We start from the raw sequence: 14,692 nt of genomic DNA on the forward strand, positions 1-14,692 counted from the left end.
CCCGCCCGCCGCTCCCGCCCGCCGCTCCCGCCCGCCGCTCCCGCCCGCCGCTCCCGCCCGCCGCTCCCGCCCGCCGCTCCCGCTCGCTGGTTCCGCCCGGCCGCCGCCCCGGCTCGCCGCTCCGGCCCGCTGGTCCGCCCGCTCCAGCGCCAGGTCGCTGTTCAGCGCGGTTGTGCGCAGGGCGGCGCGGACCGGCGGGTGACGCTGCATCGCGGCTCGAACCCCGGCCGGTTCCGCTGTCCGCGCCGCGCCCGCCGGGACGAAACGGAAGCCCCGGTCCGGCGGCAGATCTTCGGGACCGGTCAGCTCCGGCGCGGCCCATCCGCAGGTCGATCGGCCAGGACGCCGGCGACCCGCCGAGGTCGCCGCAGATCGCGTCGCCGGGCACGGAGAGTTGCCGGGTCAACGCCAGGCACAGCCGTCCGTCGGCCCAAGAGCACCCACCCCACTGCACGATGAAGCCGTCGCACTCCACCCCCAGAAACTCGCCGAACGCGCGCCGACGTCACGCACGCCCGTGGGTCGACACCGTGACGCCGCAGGATGGGGGCGAACACCCCGGCGCCCGACCGCCAAGACGGCAACGCGTGCACTTGTGCACCGCCGTCGGGTCAGGACTGGCGAGGTCCGGGCAGCACGATCGCGTCGTCCCGGGTCTCCAGGACCGGTGTCGCCTCGGGCGCGTGCTCCGGCTCCGGGTACGGCGGCGGGGTGCCGCCGAACTCCGGGCAGAACTGCTGGTGGCTGCACCACCCGCAGAGCTTGCTGGGCTTCGGGCGGAAGTCCCGGTCCTGCTTGGCCCGCTCGATCGCCTGCGACAGGGCCACCAGGGTGCGCTCGAAGCGTTCCAGCTCCGCCGCGTCCGGGCTGTAGTCGCAGATCTCCGCGTCCTTGAGGTAGAGCAGGCGCAGCACCCTGGGCACCACGCCCCGGGTGCGCCACAGCACGAGCGCGTAGAACTTGAGCTGGAACAACGCCCGCCCCTCGAAGGCCTCGCGGGGCGCGCCGCCGGTCTTGTAGTCGACCACCCGCAGGTCGCCGGCCGGGGAGACGTCGAGCCGGTCGATGTAGCCGCGGATCAGCAGCTCGTCGTCGACCAGGGTCGACACCAGGCTCTCGCGCTCGGCGGGCTCCAGACGCCGCGGGTCCTCGACCGCGAAGTAGCCGGCCAGCAGGTCGCCCGCGCCGGCCAGGAAGGCGGCGAGCCGGTCGGCCTCGGCGGCGGCCTCGAGACCCGGCAGGGCTTCCGGGGCGGCAGCGGCGGCGACCGGATCGCCGGCCGCCTCGGTCTTCCCCTCCGACAGGCCGCCCGCACCGGTCGAGGCCGGCCCCTCAGCCCCGGCCGGAGCCGCCGAAGCGGCTGGAGCCGCCGGAGCCGCCGGAGCGGCTGGAGCCGCCGGAGCCGCCGGGCCGGCGACGACCTCGGCGAACAGCGCCGCCAGGGCCGGCTCCTGCTCGAGCAACCGGGCCCACGACGGCGCCACCAGCGCCGCCGCGGCCGCCGGCGTCCGCTCGGCCGCCGGCAGGTCGAACAGGCTTTCCAGCACCGCGTGCACCAGCGTGCCGCGCACCTGGTCGGGCGTCGGCTGCTCCGGCAGGCGGTCGATGGTGCGGAAGCGGAACAGCAGGGGGCAGGTCTTGAAATCCGCGGCGCGCGACGGCGACAGCGACGGCCCGGCGTGCCGCTCCCCGCGCCCGGGAGCGGAGCCGGGCTGCGGGTCCGCGGATGGGGACAAAACCGTTTCTGCCGTCATGGGGGTAAGGCTAGGGGAGGGGTACGACGAAACCGTCGCGGCAGGGACCTCTCAGGCGCGGTCCGTAGCATCGACGTGTGGACGACAGCGCGCAGCAGACCCGCCCCGCCCGCAGCCCGGGCCGGGCGGTCGGACGGGTGCTGGGCATCCCGGTGCGTCTCAACCCGTCGATGCTGCTGCTCGCGCTGCTGGTCACCGTGGTCTACGGCGGCTACGTCGAGGCCGAGCTGGGGCTGGCCGGGCCGTTCGCGTACGCGGTCGGGCTGGGTTTCGTGGCCTGCCTGCTCGGATCCGTGCTGTTGCACGAGCTCGGGCACGCCCTGACCGCCCGGCGTTACGGCATCGGTGTGCGCGGGATCACTCTGGAGCTGCTCGGCGGCTACACGGAGATGGACCGGGACGCGCCCACGCCGCGCGTCGACGCCCTGGTCTCGCTGGCCGGCCCGGCCGTCTCCCTGGTGCTGGGCGCCCTCGGCAGCGCCGCCGCGTACGCGCTGCCCGACCGGACCGTGGCCGGTCAGATCGCCTTCCAGCTCGCCGTCAGCAACGTCCTCGTCGCGGTTTTCAACGTGCTGCCCGGGCTGCCGCTGGACGGCGGGCGGGCGCTGCGGGCCGGCCTGTGGGCGCTGCTCAAGGACCGCAACCGGGCCACCGAGGCCGCCGCCTGGGCCGGGCGGGGCATTGCCGTGCTCACCGCGCTGGCCGTGCTCACGCTGTACCGGCTGAACCTGCTGACCGTGTTCGGCCTGGTGTTCATCCTGCTCGTGGTGTTCACGCTGTGGCAGGGCGCCGGTCAGTCGATGCGGCTGGCCCGGATGACGCGGCGGTTCCCGCTGGTCGACCTGGGGCGGCTCGCGCGGCCGCTGTTCGCCGTACCGTCGGGCATGCCGCTGGCCGAGGCCCACCGCCGGGCCGGTGCCGCCGGCCGGGCCGCCGACGTCCTGGCCGTCGCCGATGCCGGCGGCCGGGTGGTCGCGCTGGTCGACGCGGCCGCCGCCGCTGCCGTGCCGGCCGCGCGCCGGCCCTGGGTGTCGGTCGACACCGTCGCGCGTGACCTGCAGCGGGTGCCTACCCTGCCGCTCGGGCTGACCGGCGAGCAGGTGGTCCGGGCCGTGCAGGCCCACCCGGGTGCGCAGTACGTGGTCACCTCCGGGGAGGATGTCGTCGGCGTGCTGCGCGTGGCGGACCTGGCCGAGCTGCTGGAGCCGCGCCGCGCCGCGCGTCGCACCGCACCGAACTGAGAGAGGGATCCGTGACAGTCCAACCCACCACCGTCGTCGACGAGCCTGTGCCCGCCCACCGGGGGCCGTTCCGCGAGGGCGACCGTGTGCAGCTCACGGATCCCAAGAACCGCATGCACACCATCGTGCTGGAGCACGGCAAGGAGTTCCACACCCACCGCGGCGCGCTGGCCCACGACGCGCTGATCGGCCTGCCGGACGGCAGCGTCGTGGTCTCCGCGGGCGGCACGGCCTACCTGGCGCTGCGCCCGCTGCTCGCCGACTACGTGCTGTCGATGCCGCGCGGCGCGCAGGTCATCTACCCCAAGGACGCCGCGCAGATCGTGGCCATGGCCGACATCTTCCCGGGCGCCAAGGTCATGGAGGCCGGCGTCGGCTCGGGCGCGCTGACCTGCTCGCTGCTGCGCGCGGTCGGCAGCACCGGCGAGCTGCACTCCTACGAGCTGCGCGACGACTTCGCCGCCATCGCCCGCAAGAACGTCGAGGCGTTCTTCGGCGGGCCGCACCCCGCCTGGCACCTGCACTCCGGTGACGTCGCGCAGGCCGAGGGGACCGGTTTCGACCGGATCGTGCTGGACATGCTGACCCCCTGGGAGGCCCTCGACATGGTCGAGCGCGCGCTGATCCCCGGCGGCGTCTTCATCGGGTACGTGGCCACCACGCCGCAGCTGTCCGAGCTGGTCGAGGCGCTCCGCGAGCGCGGCGGCTGGACCGAGCCCCGGGCCTGGGAGTCGCTGGTGCGCGACTGGCACGCCGAGGGCCTCGCCGTACGCCCGGACCACCGGATGATCGCGCACACCGCGTTCCTGGTCTCGGCCCGCAAGCTGGCCCCCGGCGTGACGGCGCCGCCGCGGCGGCGCAAGCCGAGCAAGGGCGCCGAGGCGTACGCGCTGCGCCGGGCTGCTCAGGCGGCGCTGGCGGCCGAGCGCACGGAGACGGCCGACGATCCCGGGGTGTGACGCGCCCGGGCGGATCCGGTAGTTTCCGTCGCGGGTTTCGATGGGTTCGCAGAGCGGAGGGATCGGGTGGGCGCGATGAGTTCTCCGCCGTTCGGTGGCAGCAACGAGATGCCGGCGGTCTTCCCGGACTGGTCGCCGTACGAGGACCTGGACTCGGCCGCCCGGGCCTACCTGCGCGACCCCGAGGTGGCCCTCGACGCCCTGTTCGGGGTGCTGCGCGGCGCCTCGGTGCTCTGCTTCACGCTGGAACGCTTCGTCAACGAGGTCAACGGCGTGTGGCAGGAGGTCGTCATCTGTGACGGCAGCCGGCTGGTGCTGTGGCACGGCGAGGACGTCGCGCCCGGCGACGGGCCGGTCGGCTCGATGACGTCATCCCTGCGGGTGGTCCCGCTGTCGACGGTCACCGAGGTGGGCTGCCGCCGGCGGCTGACCCGGACCTCGACCGGGCAGGCGCGGGTCGACAGCATCGACGTCTATCTGCTGCTCAGCTCCGTGGACGACGCCGTGCCCCCGCCCGGCATGGCCGAGGAGGAGGGCCGGGCGCCGCTGCGGCACGACGCGCTGCGTTTCGGCAAGACGCTCGACGACGGTGGCCCGGGGCAAATTGCCCGCTTGGAGGAATTCTCCCGAGTTGTCGCATCTTTGGTCGGACGCCCGACACTGTGACATTTCCCGCTTCGCCGGGTCGATCTTCCGCGGCCCGGCGCGGCGGCGTAAAACGCTTCAGTCGGCGTCCGGGCCCGCGATCTCCACGTCGTCCCTGGCCCGCACCACGTGGATGCAGTCGCCCGGGCACTCCTTGGCCGCGTCGATCACTTCCAGGTGCAGCCGGGCCGGCACCCCGGTGCGCACACCGGGGCTCTGCAGCAGCTCACCGGCGCTGTCCTTGACGTACGCCAGGCCGTCGATGTCGAATTCGAACACCTCGGGTGCGTACTGCACGCACAGTCCGTCACCGGTGCACAGGTCCTGATCCACCCAGACCTCAAGTGCGTCTGTCTCGGTCTGTGTCGACACCGCTTACCTCCCCCAACTAGCCCGCTCCGACGGTACCCGAACCCCCTGACCACCCGGTGCGCCGCACGGCCCCGATCGATCAAGGTTCAGTGACGAGGGTGTTGCATGGGTCGAAAACCCGTCCGCAGCGGTTAGTGTTATCCCCAAGACGTTCGAGCCCCCGGGGAGGTGGGACGTGGCACGTAGCGACGAGGCGTCAGGCGCCGCACGTTGGGAGAAAGAGGCCAACGATCTCTCCAGCCAGGTTGCGTTCCTGCAGGAGGAACTCGCTCTGGTACGGCGCAAGTTGACCGAAAGCCCCCGACACGTCCGGCAGCTCGAGGAGCGGCTCGCGGCAACGCAGGCGCAGCTGGCCCGACTGACCGAGAACAACGACCGGCTCGTGGCGACCCTCAAGGAAGCCCGATCCCAGATCGTCACTCTCAAAGAAGAGATTGACCGGCTCGCCCAGCCGCCCAGCGGTTACGGCGTTTTCCTGGCCGCCCACGAGGACGGCACTGTCGATGTCTTCACCGGCGGTCGCAAGCTGCGGGTGGCGGTCTCGCCGTCGCTCGTGGTCGAGGATCTCAAGCGGGGGCAGGAAGTCCTGCTCAACGACGCGCTGAACGTTGTCGACGCCTTCGGCTACGAGCGGGTCGGCGAGGTCGTCCTGCTCAAGGAGGTCCTCGAGAACCCCGCCGGCGGTCCGGGCGACCGGGCGCTGGTGATCTCGCACGCCGACGAGGAGCGGATCGTCCACCTGGCCGACTCGCTGCAGGTGTCCAAGCTGCGGGCCGGCGACTCGCTCATGATCGAGCCGCGCTCGGCGTACGCCTACGAGCGCATCCCGAAGAGCGAGGTCGAGGAGCTCGTCCTCGAGGAAGTGCCGGACGTCGACTACTCCGACATCGGCGGTCTGCACTCGCAGATCGAGCAGATCCGCGACGCGGTGGAGCTGCCGTTCCTGCACGCCGACCTGTTCCGGGAGCACCAGCTGCGCCCGCCGAAGGGCATCCTGCTCTACGGCCCGCCCGGCTGCGGCAAGACCCTGATCGCCAAGGCGGTCGCCAACTCGCTGGCGAAGAAGATCGCCGAGCGCCGCGGCGAGGAGAAGCACACCAGCTACTTCCTCAACATCAAGGGTCCCGAGCTGCTCAACAAGTACGTGGGCGAGACCGAGCGGCACATCCGCCTGGTCTTCCAGCGGGCCCGGGAGAAGGCCGGCGAGGGCACGCCGGTCATCGTGTTCTTCGACGAGATGGACTCGATCTTCCGTACCCGGGGCTCCGGCGTCTCCTCCGACGTGGAGAACACCATCGTCCCGCAGCTGCTCAGCGAGATCGACGGCGTCGAGGGCCTGGAGAACGTCATCGTCATCGGCGCCTCCAACCGGGAAGACATGATCGACCCGGCGATCCTGCGCCCCGGCCGCCTCGACGTGAAGATCAAGATCGAGCGCCCGGACGCGGAGGCGGCGAAGGACATCTTCGCCAAGTACATCCTCAGCGGCCTGCCGCTGAGCGAGGACGACCTCACCGAGCACGGCGGCGACCGCGACGTCACCGTCGCCGCGATGATCGAGGCCGTCGTCCTGCGGATGTACACCGAGACGGAGGAGAACCGCTTCCTGGAGGTCACCTACGCCAACGGTGACAAGGAGGTCCTGTACTTCAAGGACTTCAACTCCGGCGCGATGATCCAGAACATCGTCGACCGCGGCAAGAAGATGGCGATCAAGGAGTTCCTCACCTCCGGCAAGAAGGGGCTGCGGCTGCAGCACCTGCTCGACAGCTGCGTCGACGAGTTCCGCGAGAACGAGGACCTGCCCAACACCACCAACCCCGACGACTGGGCCCGCATCTCCGGCAAGAAGGGCGAGCGGATCGTCTACATCCGCACGCTGGTCTCCGGCGGCAAGGGCGCCGAGGCCGGCCGCTCCATCGAGACGGCCAGCAACACCGGTCAATACCTGTAGGCAGGGGCAACAGCAACGCCCGACGCGGGCGGGGAGGCGCTACGAGGCGCCGCCCCGTCCGCGTCGTGCATCTCCACCCTGCGTGTTGTGGTGCGCACGTGCGGGTGAGAGAACGGACAGGGAAGCGTCTAGGCTCGATACATGGGCAACGGCAGCACAGTGGCGGGTGGGGTGGCGGTATGAGCGTTCGCAGGATCATGGGTACCGAGGTCGAGTACGGCATTTCGGTGCCCGGGCAGCCCGGCGCCAACCCGATGGTCACCTCGTCGCAGGTGGTCAACGCCTACGGCGCCCGGCCGGAGCTCAACCGCGGCGGCCGGGCCCGGTGGGACTACGAGGAGGAGTCGCCGCTGCGCGACGCCCGCGGCTTCACCTACTCCGGCGCCGCGTACGACCCGGCCGACGCGCTCGCCGACGAGGACCTCGGCCTGGCCAACGTGATACTGACCAACGGCGCCCGCCTCTACGTCGACCACGCCCACCCGGAATACAGCACGCCGGAGTGCACCAACCCGATGGACATCGTCCGCTGGGACAAGGCCGGCGAACGGGTCATGGCCGAGGCGTCGCGGCGGGCCGCCACGATCCCCGGCACCCACCGCATCCAGCTCTACAAGAACAACACCGACAACAAGGGCGCCTCGTACGGCTCGCACGAGAACTACCTCATGCGCCGGCAGACGCCCTTCGCCGACATCGTGGCCCACCTGACCCCGTTCTTCGTCACCCGGCAGATCTTCTGCGGCGCCGGCCGCGTCGGCATCGGCCAGGACGGCAGCGGCGCCGGCTTCCAGATCTCCTCGCGCGCCGACTTCTTCGAGGTCGAGGTGGGCCTCGAGACCACGCTCAAGCGACCGATCATCAACACCCGCGACGAGCCCCACTCCGACGCGGACAAGTACCGCCGGCTGCACGTCATCATCGGCGACGCCAACCTCTCCGAGATCTCCACCTACCTCAAGGTCGGCACGACGGCCCTGATCCTCAACATGATCGAGGAGAAGGTCTTCACCGGCGAGCTCGGCATCGCCGACCCCGTCTCCGAGCTCAAGGCGGTCAGCCACGACCCCTCGCTCAAACACCTCATGCGGCTGCGCGACGGCCGCAAGCTCACCGCGCTGGACCTGCAGTGGGCGTACTACGAGCGGGCCAAGGCGTTCTGCGACGAGCGCTACGGCGCCGACACCGACGAGCAGACCGCCGACGTCCTGCAGCGCTGGGAGGACGTGCTGGACCAGCTCGGCCGCGACCCGATGCAGCTCAGCGACCAGCTCGACTGGGTGGCCAAGCTGCGGCTGCTGGAGGGCTACCGCGAGCGGGAGAACCTCACCTGGTCGTCGCCCAAGCTGCAGCTGGTCGACCTGCAGTACTCCGACGTACGGACCGAGAAGGGCCTGTACCACCGCCTGGTCGCCCGCGGCTCGATGAAGACGCTGCTGGACGACGACGAGACGCGCCGCGCGATGGTCGAGCCGCCCGAGGACACCCGGGCCTACTTCCGCGGCCAGTGCCTGGCCCGGTACGCGTCCGAAGTGGTCGCGGCCAGCTGGGACTCGGTGATCTTCGATGTCGGGCGCGAGTCGCTGGTCCGGGTGCCGATGATGGAGCCCGAACGGGGCACCAGGAAGCACGTCGGCGCCCTGTTCGACAAGTGCGACACCGCGAAGGACCTGCTCGAGGTGATCACCAGCCGCTGACGAGAATCGCCCGGGTGGGCGGACGTTTTTCGTCGGACCCGCGAGGTAAGTTTTTCCCAACCCGAACCAGTTGGGTCATGAAGGGGGACAGCCATGGCAACGCGAGACACCGGCGGTCAGTCGCAGTCCGGCAAGGGCAAGCGCGACGAGGAGATCGAGGACGTCACCACCGAGGCGAACCCCGAGGTGGCCGAGCGGCACGCCGAGATCACCGAGGACGTCGACGACCTGCTCGACGAAATCGACTCCGTCCTTGAAGAGAATGCCGAGGAGTTCGTCCGCGGCTATGTGCAGAAAGGCGGCGAATAGGGCATAGATGGGCAATTCGGACATGCCGCGGGGGTTGGACGATCGTGACGGCGAACGGCGCTGCCGCGATTGTGACGAATGGAAGCCGTTGGAACAGTTCTGCGCCGGTAGCAAGCGTCCGAGCGGCCGTGGTAGCTACTGCAAGGACTGCTACAACGTCAGGTCCAAGGCAAGCTATGCCAAGCGGATCCAGGAACGCCACGGCCGAGCTGTCCAGGCCCCGCGGGTGGTCCCGGAAGGCCACCGATACTGCCCTGACTGCGGGTCCGTTCGGCTCCTGACGGAGTTCCCCCGTAGCCGAAGCGGTACCGGTGGCTACGGCAGGTACTGCAAACCGTGCCATAACGCTCGCGGCAAAGAGTCGAAGGATCGACTGCACGGTGGCACGCGCGAGTACCACCTGCGGCGGCGCTACGGCATCGGTCAGGTCGAGGTCACCGAGATGCTCGCCAAGCAAGGAGGCCTCTGTGCCATCTGCGGCGCCCCTGATCCCCAACATGTCGATCACGATCACCGCACCGGCTGGGTTCGCGGGATACTGTGCTTCAACTGCAACGGCGGCCTGGGGCAGTTCCGGGACAGCCCGGTGTTCCTCGCCGAAGCTATTACGTACCTGAAAGGAACCACGTGGCAGCGGGTTTTGATCCATCCGGGCGTCTTCCAGATGTGTTCACCAACGCGGGGACGTCCTCCTTCACGCAGTTCCTGAGCCAGGCCGCCCCCGAGCTGCTGCCGGGTCGCCGGCCGCTGCCGCCGGGGATGGCCGCCGACATCGCGCCGCACGGCACGACCATCGTCGCCATCGCCACCGCCGAGGGCGTCGTGATGGCCGGCGACCGGCGGGCCACCATGGGCAACCTCATCGCCAGCCGGGACATCGAGAAGGTGCACCCGGCCGACGCGTACTCGCTGATCGGCATCGCCGGCACGGCCGGCATCGGCATCGAGCTGATGCGCATCTTCCAGGTCGAGCTGGAGCACTACGAGAAGATCGAGGGCGCGATGCTGTCCCTCGACGGCAAGGCCAACCGGCTCGCCGCGATGGTGCGCGGCAATCTCGGCGCGGCCATGCAGGGCCTGGCCGTGGTCCCGCTCTTCGCGGGCTTCGACCTGTCCCCGGCCGACCCGTCCAAGGTCGGCCGCATCTTCAGCTTCGACGTCGCGGGCGGCCTCTACGAGGAGACCGGCTACGACGCGATCGGCTCCGGCTCGCTGTTCGCCAAGTCGGCCCTGAAGAAGCGGTACCGCCCCGGCGTCAGCACCCAGGACGCGATCCGGCTGGCGGTGGAGGCGCTCTACGACGCCGCCGACGACGACACGGCGACCGGCGGACCCGACCTGACCCGGAAGATCTACCCGGTGGTGATGACCGCGACCGCGGACAGCACCCACCGGCTCACCGAGGCCGAGATCAACGCGGTGGCCGAGCAGGTCGTCGCCGGACGGATGGAGAACCCGGGCGGCTGATCGCCCACCGGTTTTCGCAGCCAGCCCGCCATCCGGTCTTCGAAGGAGTTGCCACCCGTGGCCATGCAGTTCTACGCCTCACCCGAGCAGGTTCAGCGCGACCGCTCGGAATACGCCCGCAAGGGCATCGCCCGCGGCCGTTCCGCCGTCGTCCTCACCTACGAGGGCGGCGTGCTGCTGGTCGCCGAGAACCTCACCTCGCTGCGCAAGATCAGCGAGCTGTACGACAGGATCGGCTTCGCGGCGGTCGGCCGCTACAACGAGTTCGAGAGCCTGCGCCGGGCCGGCGTGCGGATGGCCGACCTGAACGGGCTGGCCTACGACCGCCGGGACGTCACCGGCCGGGCCCTGGCCAACGCCTACACCCAGACGCTCGGCGCGATCTTCTCCGAGACGCAGAAGCCGTACGAGGTGGAGATCTGCGTCGCGCAGGTCGGCGCCTCGCCCGAGAGCGACGAGCTCTACCGGATCACGTACGACGGTTCGGTGCAGGACGAGCCCGGCTTCATGGCGATGGGCGGCTCCGCCGAGGCCATCTCGACCGTGCTGAAGTCCCGTCACGACGTCGCGGCGGACCTGCCCAGCGCCCTGGCGCTCGCGGTGGAGGGCCTGGCCAGCGTCGGCGGGGAGAACGGCACCCCGCGCACGCTGGGCGCCTCCCAGCTCGAGGTGGCGGTGCTGGACCGCAACCGCAAGGGCCGCACCTTCCGCCGGATCGCCGGCGCGGCGCTGACCACGCTGCTCGAGGGCGGCAAGGACGAGCCGGAGAAGGAGATCGGCGAGGCGGGCGACGTGGCGCCGCCGGCCCCCGCCGAGGACAAGCCCACGGTCTCGGCCGCCTCGGTCGACCTGGAGGGCAAGCCGCCGGCCGACAAGGCCGAGCCGGCGGACGGCACCAACGGCGACGGCTCCTGAGCCGTCCTCCGCTCGCGTCCCCAGCCCTCGGCCGTCGGCCCGGGGCTGGGGGAGCGGCGGTGGGTTGCTGACGCGCCCGGCGCGGGCCGGACGGTGCGGCGGCGACGCGGTCCTGCGCCTTCGTGGGAGTGCGGGCCTTCCGGCGGTCAGTCGATGACGAGCGGGCGCCACCACTCCTCGTGCTCCCGGTACCACCGCACGGTCTCGGCCAGCCCCTGCTCGAACTCCACCCGCGGCCGGTAGCCCAGCTCCTGCCGGATGCGCTCGTCGTCCAGCGCGTACCGCTGGTCGTGGCCCTTGCGGTCCTCGACCGTGACCACCCGGTCCCAGTCCGCCCCGCACTCCCGCAGCAGCATGCCGGTCAGCTCGCGGTTGGTCAGTTCCCGGTTCCCGCCGATGTGGTAGACCTCGCCCGCCCGGCCCGCCAGCAGCACCAGCGCCGTGCCCCGGCAGTGGTCGTCCACGTGCACCCAGTCGCGCACCTGCTCGCCGTGGCCGTACAGCGGCACCGTGCGGCCCTCCAGCAGGTTCGTGACGAACCGGGGGACCAGTTTCTCGGGGTGCTGGTACGGCCCGTAGTTGTTGGCGCTGCGGGTCACCACGACGGGCAGGCCGTGGGTGCGGTGGTACGCCAGGGCCAGCAGGTCCGCGCCCGCCTTGGTGGCCGCGTACGGCGAGTTCGGCGCCAGTGGCGAGCGTTCCGTCCACGCGCCCGTGCCGATCGAGCCGTAGACCTCGTCGGTGGACACGTGCACGAAGCGGGCGGTGCCGTGCCGCAGCGCCGCGTCCAGCAGCACCTGGGTGCCGACCACGTTGGTCGTGGCGAACTCGGCGGCCGCCCGGATGGAGCGGTCGACGTGGGACTCGGCCGCGAAGTGCACCACCGCGTCGTGGCGGGGCAGGACCGAGGCGACCAGGTCGGCGTCGGCGATGTCGCCGGGGACGAAGTCGAGGCGTTTGCTCTCCGCGACCGGGCCGAGGCTGGCGAAGGTGCCCGCGTACGTCAGCTTGTCGAGCACCGTGACGCGGGCGCCCTCGAGCCCCGGCAGCGCGTCGGTGAGCACGCTGCGGACGAAGTGGGAGCCGATGAAGCCGGCGCCGCCGGTGATCAGAAGATTCATCAAGCGGCAGTGTATCCGCAGGTGGTGGGCCTGGTAGTTGATCTTCTGAAGGGGACGCCACGCTCCGCGTCGGTGAAAGGGCGCGTTGTCACTGCCGCTGACGCCCCCTGTGCGGCTAGTGTTTCGTCATGGAACGGCGAATTTTCGGCCTCGAAACCGAGTACGGAGTCACGTGCACCTACCGGGGACAGCGGCGGCTTTCTCCGGACGAAGTGGCCCGCTACCTGTTCCGCCGAGTGGTGTCCTGGGGACGCTCCAGCAACGTGTTCCTCCGCAACGGTGCCCGCCTCTACCTCGATGTCGGTTCCCACCCCGAGTACGCGACCCCCGAGTGCGACTCCGTCACCGACCTGGTCGCCCACGACCGGGCCGGCGAGCGGATCCTGGAGGGCCTTCTGGTCGACGCGGAGAAGCGTCTGCACGACGAGGGCATCGCCGGCGAGATCTACCTCTTCAAGAACAACACCGACTCGGCCGGCAACTCCTACGGCTGCCACGAGAACTACCTCGTCAGCCGGCACGGCGAGTTCGGCCGCCTGGCCGACGTGCTCATCCCGTTCCTCGTCACCCGGCAGCTGATCTGCGGCGCCGGCAAGGTGCTGCAGACCCCGCGCGGGGCGGTCTTCTGCCTCTCGCAGCGGGCCGAGCACATCTGGGAGGGCGTCTCCAGCGCGACGACGCGCAGCCGCCCGATCATCAACACCCGCGACGAGCCGCACGCCGACGCCGAGCGCTACCGGCGCCTGCACGTCATCGTCGGCGACTCCAACATGAACGAGGTCACCACGCTGCTCAAGGTCGGCAGCGCCGACATCGTGCTGCGGATGATCGAGGCCGGTGTGGTCATGCGCGACCTGTCGCTGGAGAACCCGATCCGGGCCATCCGCGAGGTGTCGCACGACATCACCGGTCGCCGCAAGATCCGCCTGGCCAACAACAAGGAGGTCAGCGCGCTGGAGATCCAGCAGGAGTACCTCGCGAAGGCCACCGAGTTCGTCGAGCGCCGGGGCGGCGACCCGACCGCCAAGCGGGTCGTCGAGCTGTGGGGCCGGGTGCTCAACGCGATCGAGAGCGGCGACCTCGACCCGGTGTCGCGCGAGATCGACTGGGTGTCGAAGTACAAGCTGATCGAGCGGTACCAGGCCAAGCACGAGATGCCGATGTCGCACCCGCGGATCGCCCAGCTCGACCTGGCGTACCACGACGTGCGCCGCGGCCGTGGCCTGTACGCGCTGATGGAGAAGCGCCAGCAGGTCGACCGCATCTCCAACGACCTGGAGATCTTCGAGGCCAAGGAGACGCCGCCGCAGACGACCCGGGCGCGGCTGCGCGGCGAGTTCATCCGGCACGCGCAGGAGAAGCGGCGCGACTTCACGGTCGACTGGGTGCATCTCAAGCTCAACGACCAGGCGCAGCGCACGGTGCTGTGCAAGGACCCGTTCCGCGCCTACGACGAGCGGGTGGAACGGCTCATCGCGAGCATGTGAGACGGACGGTAGGCTGGTCGGGCCATGACGACACCAGCGCGCGAGCCCGACCAGCACCCGCCCGGCGAGAAGCCGGAGCGCAGCTTCGAGGACGTCATGTGGGGGCGCGTGGAGCGCCGCCGCGAGCGCATCCGCGCGCAGGTCCGGACGGCCCGCGCCGGCGACCACAAGGTGCCGACGTGGGTCCTGGCCACCGTCCTGGCCCTGTTCCTGCTGGGCTGGCTCTACCTGATCTTCTTCGGCTGACCGTTCAGTCGTCCGGCGGCAGCACCGGGATGTCCGCGCGGTAGACGCTGAGCAGCACCCCGTACGGCCGGCCCTCGGGCCCGTCCGGCAGCTGCAGGGCCTCCAGCGCGGCCGCGACCCCGGCCGCCTGCTCGGCGGTCAGCCGGACGTGGCGCAGCAGGGTCCGATCCGGATCATCCGGCGCCGGCGGCAGCATCTCGGCCAGCGCGGCCCGCACCAGGAACTCCCCACCCACCGGCGCGTCCGGCGCGATGCGCAGCCGCTCGCTGGCCGGCGCGTAGTACTGCTCGGTGCCGCCGCGCACCCGCCGCTCGTGGGTCACCCGCACCAGGCCGGCGTCGTGCAGCACCTTGACGTGGTAGCCGACCGTGCCCTTGGCGGCGCCCAGGGCGGCCGCGAGCTGGGCGAGGGTGGCGGGCCGCTGGCGCAGCGCGATCAGCAGCCGGTGCCGCAGCGGATGCCCCAGCGCCTTGAACTGCGCCGGGTCCCGCAGCACCAGATCTTCGTCGGCCACCCGGTAAGCAT

16 protein-coding genes are annotated in these 14,692 nt (G+C 71.1%); 11 read left to right on the top strand and 5 right to left on the bottom strand.

The window, feature by feature from the left end; translation table 11 throughout:
• The coding region (locus Ani05nite_RS23715) for a hypothetical protein (RefSeq protein WP_203771564.1) at nucleotides 1-210 on the bottom strand (210 nt) is incomplete at its 3' end.
• A 401-nt stretch (nucleotides 211-611) separates the two neighbouring features.
• Nucleotides 612-1,754, bottom strand: a complete 1,143-nt coding sequence (locus Ani05nite_RS23720; protein WP_203771566.1) for a RecB family exonuclease — start codon at nucleotides 1,752-1,754, stop codon at nucleotides 612-614.
• Between the two features lie 170 nt (nucleotides 1,755-1,924).
• Here Ani05nite_RS23720 and Ani05nite_RS23725 point away from each other — a divergent pair, with 170 nt between their 5' ends.
• The 3 genes from Ani05nite_RS23725 (at nucleotide 1,925) to Ani05nite_RS23735 (ending at nucleotide 4,620) form a co-directional block, all read left to right on the top strand.
• A complete protein-coding gene (locus tag Ani05nite_RS23725) occupies nucleotides 1,925-2,995 on the top strand; it encodes a site-2 protease family protein (protein WP_203771667.1) in 1,071 nt (356 codons plus the stop codon).
• Nucleotides 2,996-3,006: 11 nt separating this feature from the next.
• The gene (locus tag Ani05nite_RS23730; RefSeq protein WP_203771568.1) at nucleotides 3,007-3,954 is read left to right on the top strand and encodes a tRNA (adenine-N1)-methyltransferase; all 948 of its coding nucleotides are present in this window, start codon (nucleotides 3,007-3,009) and stop codon (nucleotides 3,952-3,954) included.
• 75 nt (nucleotides 3,955-4,029) lie between these two features.
• Nucleotides 4,030-4,620: a hypothetical protein gene (locus Ani05nite_RS23735; RefSeq protein ID WP_203771570.1), complete on the top strand. Its 591-nt coding sequence runs from the start codon at nucleotides 4,030-4,032 to the stop codon at nucleotides 4,618-4,620.
• 57 nt (nucleotides 4,621-4,677) lie between these two features.
• On the opposite strand, the gene Ani05nite_RS23740 is transcribed toward Ani05nite_RS23735, so the two are convergent.
• Nucleotides 4,678-4,971: a ferredoxin gene (locus Ani05nite_RS23740; RefSeq protein WP_203771572.1), complete on the bottom strand. Its 294-nt coding sequence runs from the start codon at nucleotides 4,969-4,971 to the stop codon at nucleotides 4,678-4,680.
• Between the two features lie 175 nt (nucleotides 4,972-5,146).
• On the opposite strand from Ani05nite_RS23740, the gene arc reads away from it, so the two are divergent.
• From arc to prcA, 6 genes are all read left to right on the top strand, one after another.
• Nucleotides 5,147-6,925, top strand: coding sequence for a proteasome ATPase (arc, locus tag Ani05nite_RS23745; protein WP_203771574.1), 1,779 nt, complete (start codon nucleotides 5,147-5,149; stop codon nucleotides 6,923-6,925).
• Between the two features lie 179 nt (nucleotides 6,926-7,104).
• Complete coding sequence (dop, locus tag Ani05nite_RS23750) at nucleotides 7,105-8,622, top strand: depupylase/deamidase Dop (RefSeq protein WP_344935270.1); 1,518 nt, start codon at nucleotides 7,105-7,107, stop codon at nucleotides 8,620-8,622.
• A 93-nt stretch (nucleotides 8,623-8,715) separates the two neighbouring features.
• Nucleotides 8,716-8,931: a ubiquitin-like protein Pup gene (locus Ani05nite_RS23755; protein WP_023364349.1), complete on the top strand. Its 216-nt coding sequence runs from the start codon at nucleotides 8,716-8,718 to the stop codon at nucleotides 8,929-8,931.
• Between the two features lie 442 nt (nucleotides 8,932-9,373).
• Nucleotides 9,374-9,640: an endonuclease VII domain-containing protein gene (locus Ani05nite_RS41325; RefSeq protein ID WP_239130545.1), complete on the top strand. Its 267-nt coding sequence runs from the start codon at nucleotides 9,374-9,376 to the stop codon at nucleotides 9,638-9,640.
• Nucleotides 9,559-10,398, top strand: a complete 840-nt coding sequence (prcB, locus tag Ani05nite_RS23765; protein WP_203771576.1) for a proteasome subunit beta — start codon at nucleotides 9,559-9,561, stop codon at nucleotides 10,396-10,398. Before Ani05nite_RS41325 ends, prcB begins: the two co-directional genes overlap by 82 nt.
• 57 nt (nucleotides 10,399-10,455) lie before the next feature.
• Nucleotides 10,456-11,313, top strand: coding sequence for a proteasome subunit alpha (prcA, locus tag Ani05nite_RS23770; RefSeq protein ID WP_203771578.1), 858 nt, complete (start codon nucleotides 10,456-10,458; stop codon nucleotides 11,311-11,313).
• Nucleotides 11,314-11,459: 146 nt separating this feature from the next.
• On the opposite strand, the gene rfbB is transcribed toward prcA, so the two are convergent.
• Nucleotides 11,460-12,434 (bottom strand): dTDP-glucose 4,6-dehydratase, encoded by a 975-nt coding sequence (rfbB, locus tag Ani05nite_RS23775; protein WP_203771580.1) that lies wholly within the window; start codon nucleotides 12,432-12,434, stop codon nucleotides 11,460-11,462.
• A gap of 128 nt (nucleotides 12,435-12,562) precedes the next feature.
• Between rfbB and pafA the strand changes: the two genes are divergently transcribed.
• Together pafA and Ani05nite_RS23785 are read left to right on the top strand one after the other, a co-directional pair.
• Nucleotides 12,563-13,921, top strand: a complete 1,359-nt coding sequence (gene pafA / locus Ani05nite_RS23780) for a Pup--protein ligase (protein WP_203771583.1) — start codon at nucleotides 12,563-12,565, stop codon at nucleotides 13,919-13,921.
• A 24-nt stretch (nucleotides 13,922-13,945) separates the two neighbouring features.
• Nucleotides 13,946-14,167 (top strand): hypothetical protein, encoded by a 222-nt coding sequence (locus tag Ani05nite_RS23785; protein WP_203771685.1) that lies wholly within the window; start codon nucleotides 13,946-13,948, stop codon nucleotides 14,165-14,167.
• A gap of 4 nt (nucleotides 14,168-14,171) precedes the next feature.
• Here Ani05nite_RS23785 and Ani05nite_RS23790 read toward each other — a convergent pair whose 3' ends face one another.
• Nucleotides 14,172-14,681, bottom strand: coding sequence for a helix-turn-helix domain-containing protein (locus Ani05nite_RS23790; RefSeq protein ID WP_203771585.1), 510 nt, complete (start codon nucleotides 14,679-14,681; stop codon nucleotides 14,172-14,174).
• Between the last annotated feature and the right edge of the window lie 11 nt (nucleotides 14,682-14,692).

The organism is Actinoplanes nipponensis, from assembly GCF_016862275.1.
Taxonomy (GTDB): domain Bacteria; phylum Actinomycetota; class Actinomycetes; order Mycobacteriales; family Micromonosporaceae; genus Actinoplanes; species Actinoplanes nipponensis.

What these genes read in the sequence shown, in the direction of transcription:
- Ani05nite_RS23720 (WP_203771566.1), bottom strand. Translation starts at nt 1,754, where the DNA reads ATGACGGCAGAAACGGTTTTGTCCCCATCCGCGGACCCGCAGCCCGGC.
- Ani05nite_RS23725 (WP_203771667.1), top strand. Translation starts at nt 1,925, where the DNA reads ATGCTGCTGCTCGCGCTGCTGGTCACCGTGGTCTACGGCGGCTACGTC.
- Ani05nite_RS23735 (WP_203771570.1), top strand. Translation starts at nt 4,030, where the DNA reads ATGAGTTCTCCGCCGTTCGGTGGCAGCAACGAGATGCCGGCGGTCTTC.
- dop (WP_344935270.1), top strand. Translation starts at nt 7,105, where the DNA reads ATGAGCGTTCGCAGGATCATGGGTACCGAGGTCGAGTACGGCATTTCG.
- Ani05nite_RS23755 (WP_023364349.1), top strand. Translation starts at nt 8,716, where the DNA reads ATGGCAACGCGAGACACCGGCGGTCAGTCGCAGTCCGGCAAGGGCAAG.
- Ani05nite_RS41325 (WP_239130545.1), top strand. Translation starts at nt 9,374, where the DNA reads ATGCTCGCCAAGCAAGGAGGCCTCTGTGCCATCTGCGGCGCCCCTGAT.
- rfbB (WP_203771580.1), bottom strand. Translation starts at nt 12,434, where the DNA reads ATGAATCTTCTGATCACCGGCGGCGCCGGCTTCATCGGCTCCCACTTC.
- pafA (WP_203771583.1), top strand. Translation starts at nt 12,563, where the DNA reads ATGGAACGGCGAATTTTCGGCCTCGAAACCGAGTACGGAGTCACGTGC.
- Ani05nite_RS23785 (WP_203771685.1), top strand. Translation starts at nt 13,946, where the DNA reads ATGACGACACCAGCGCGCGAGCCCGACCAGCACCCGCCCGGCGAGAAG.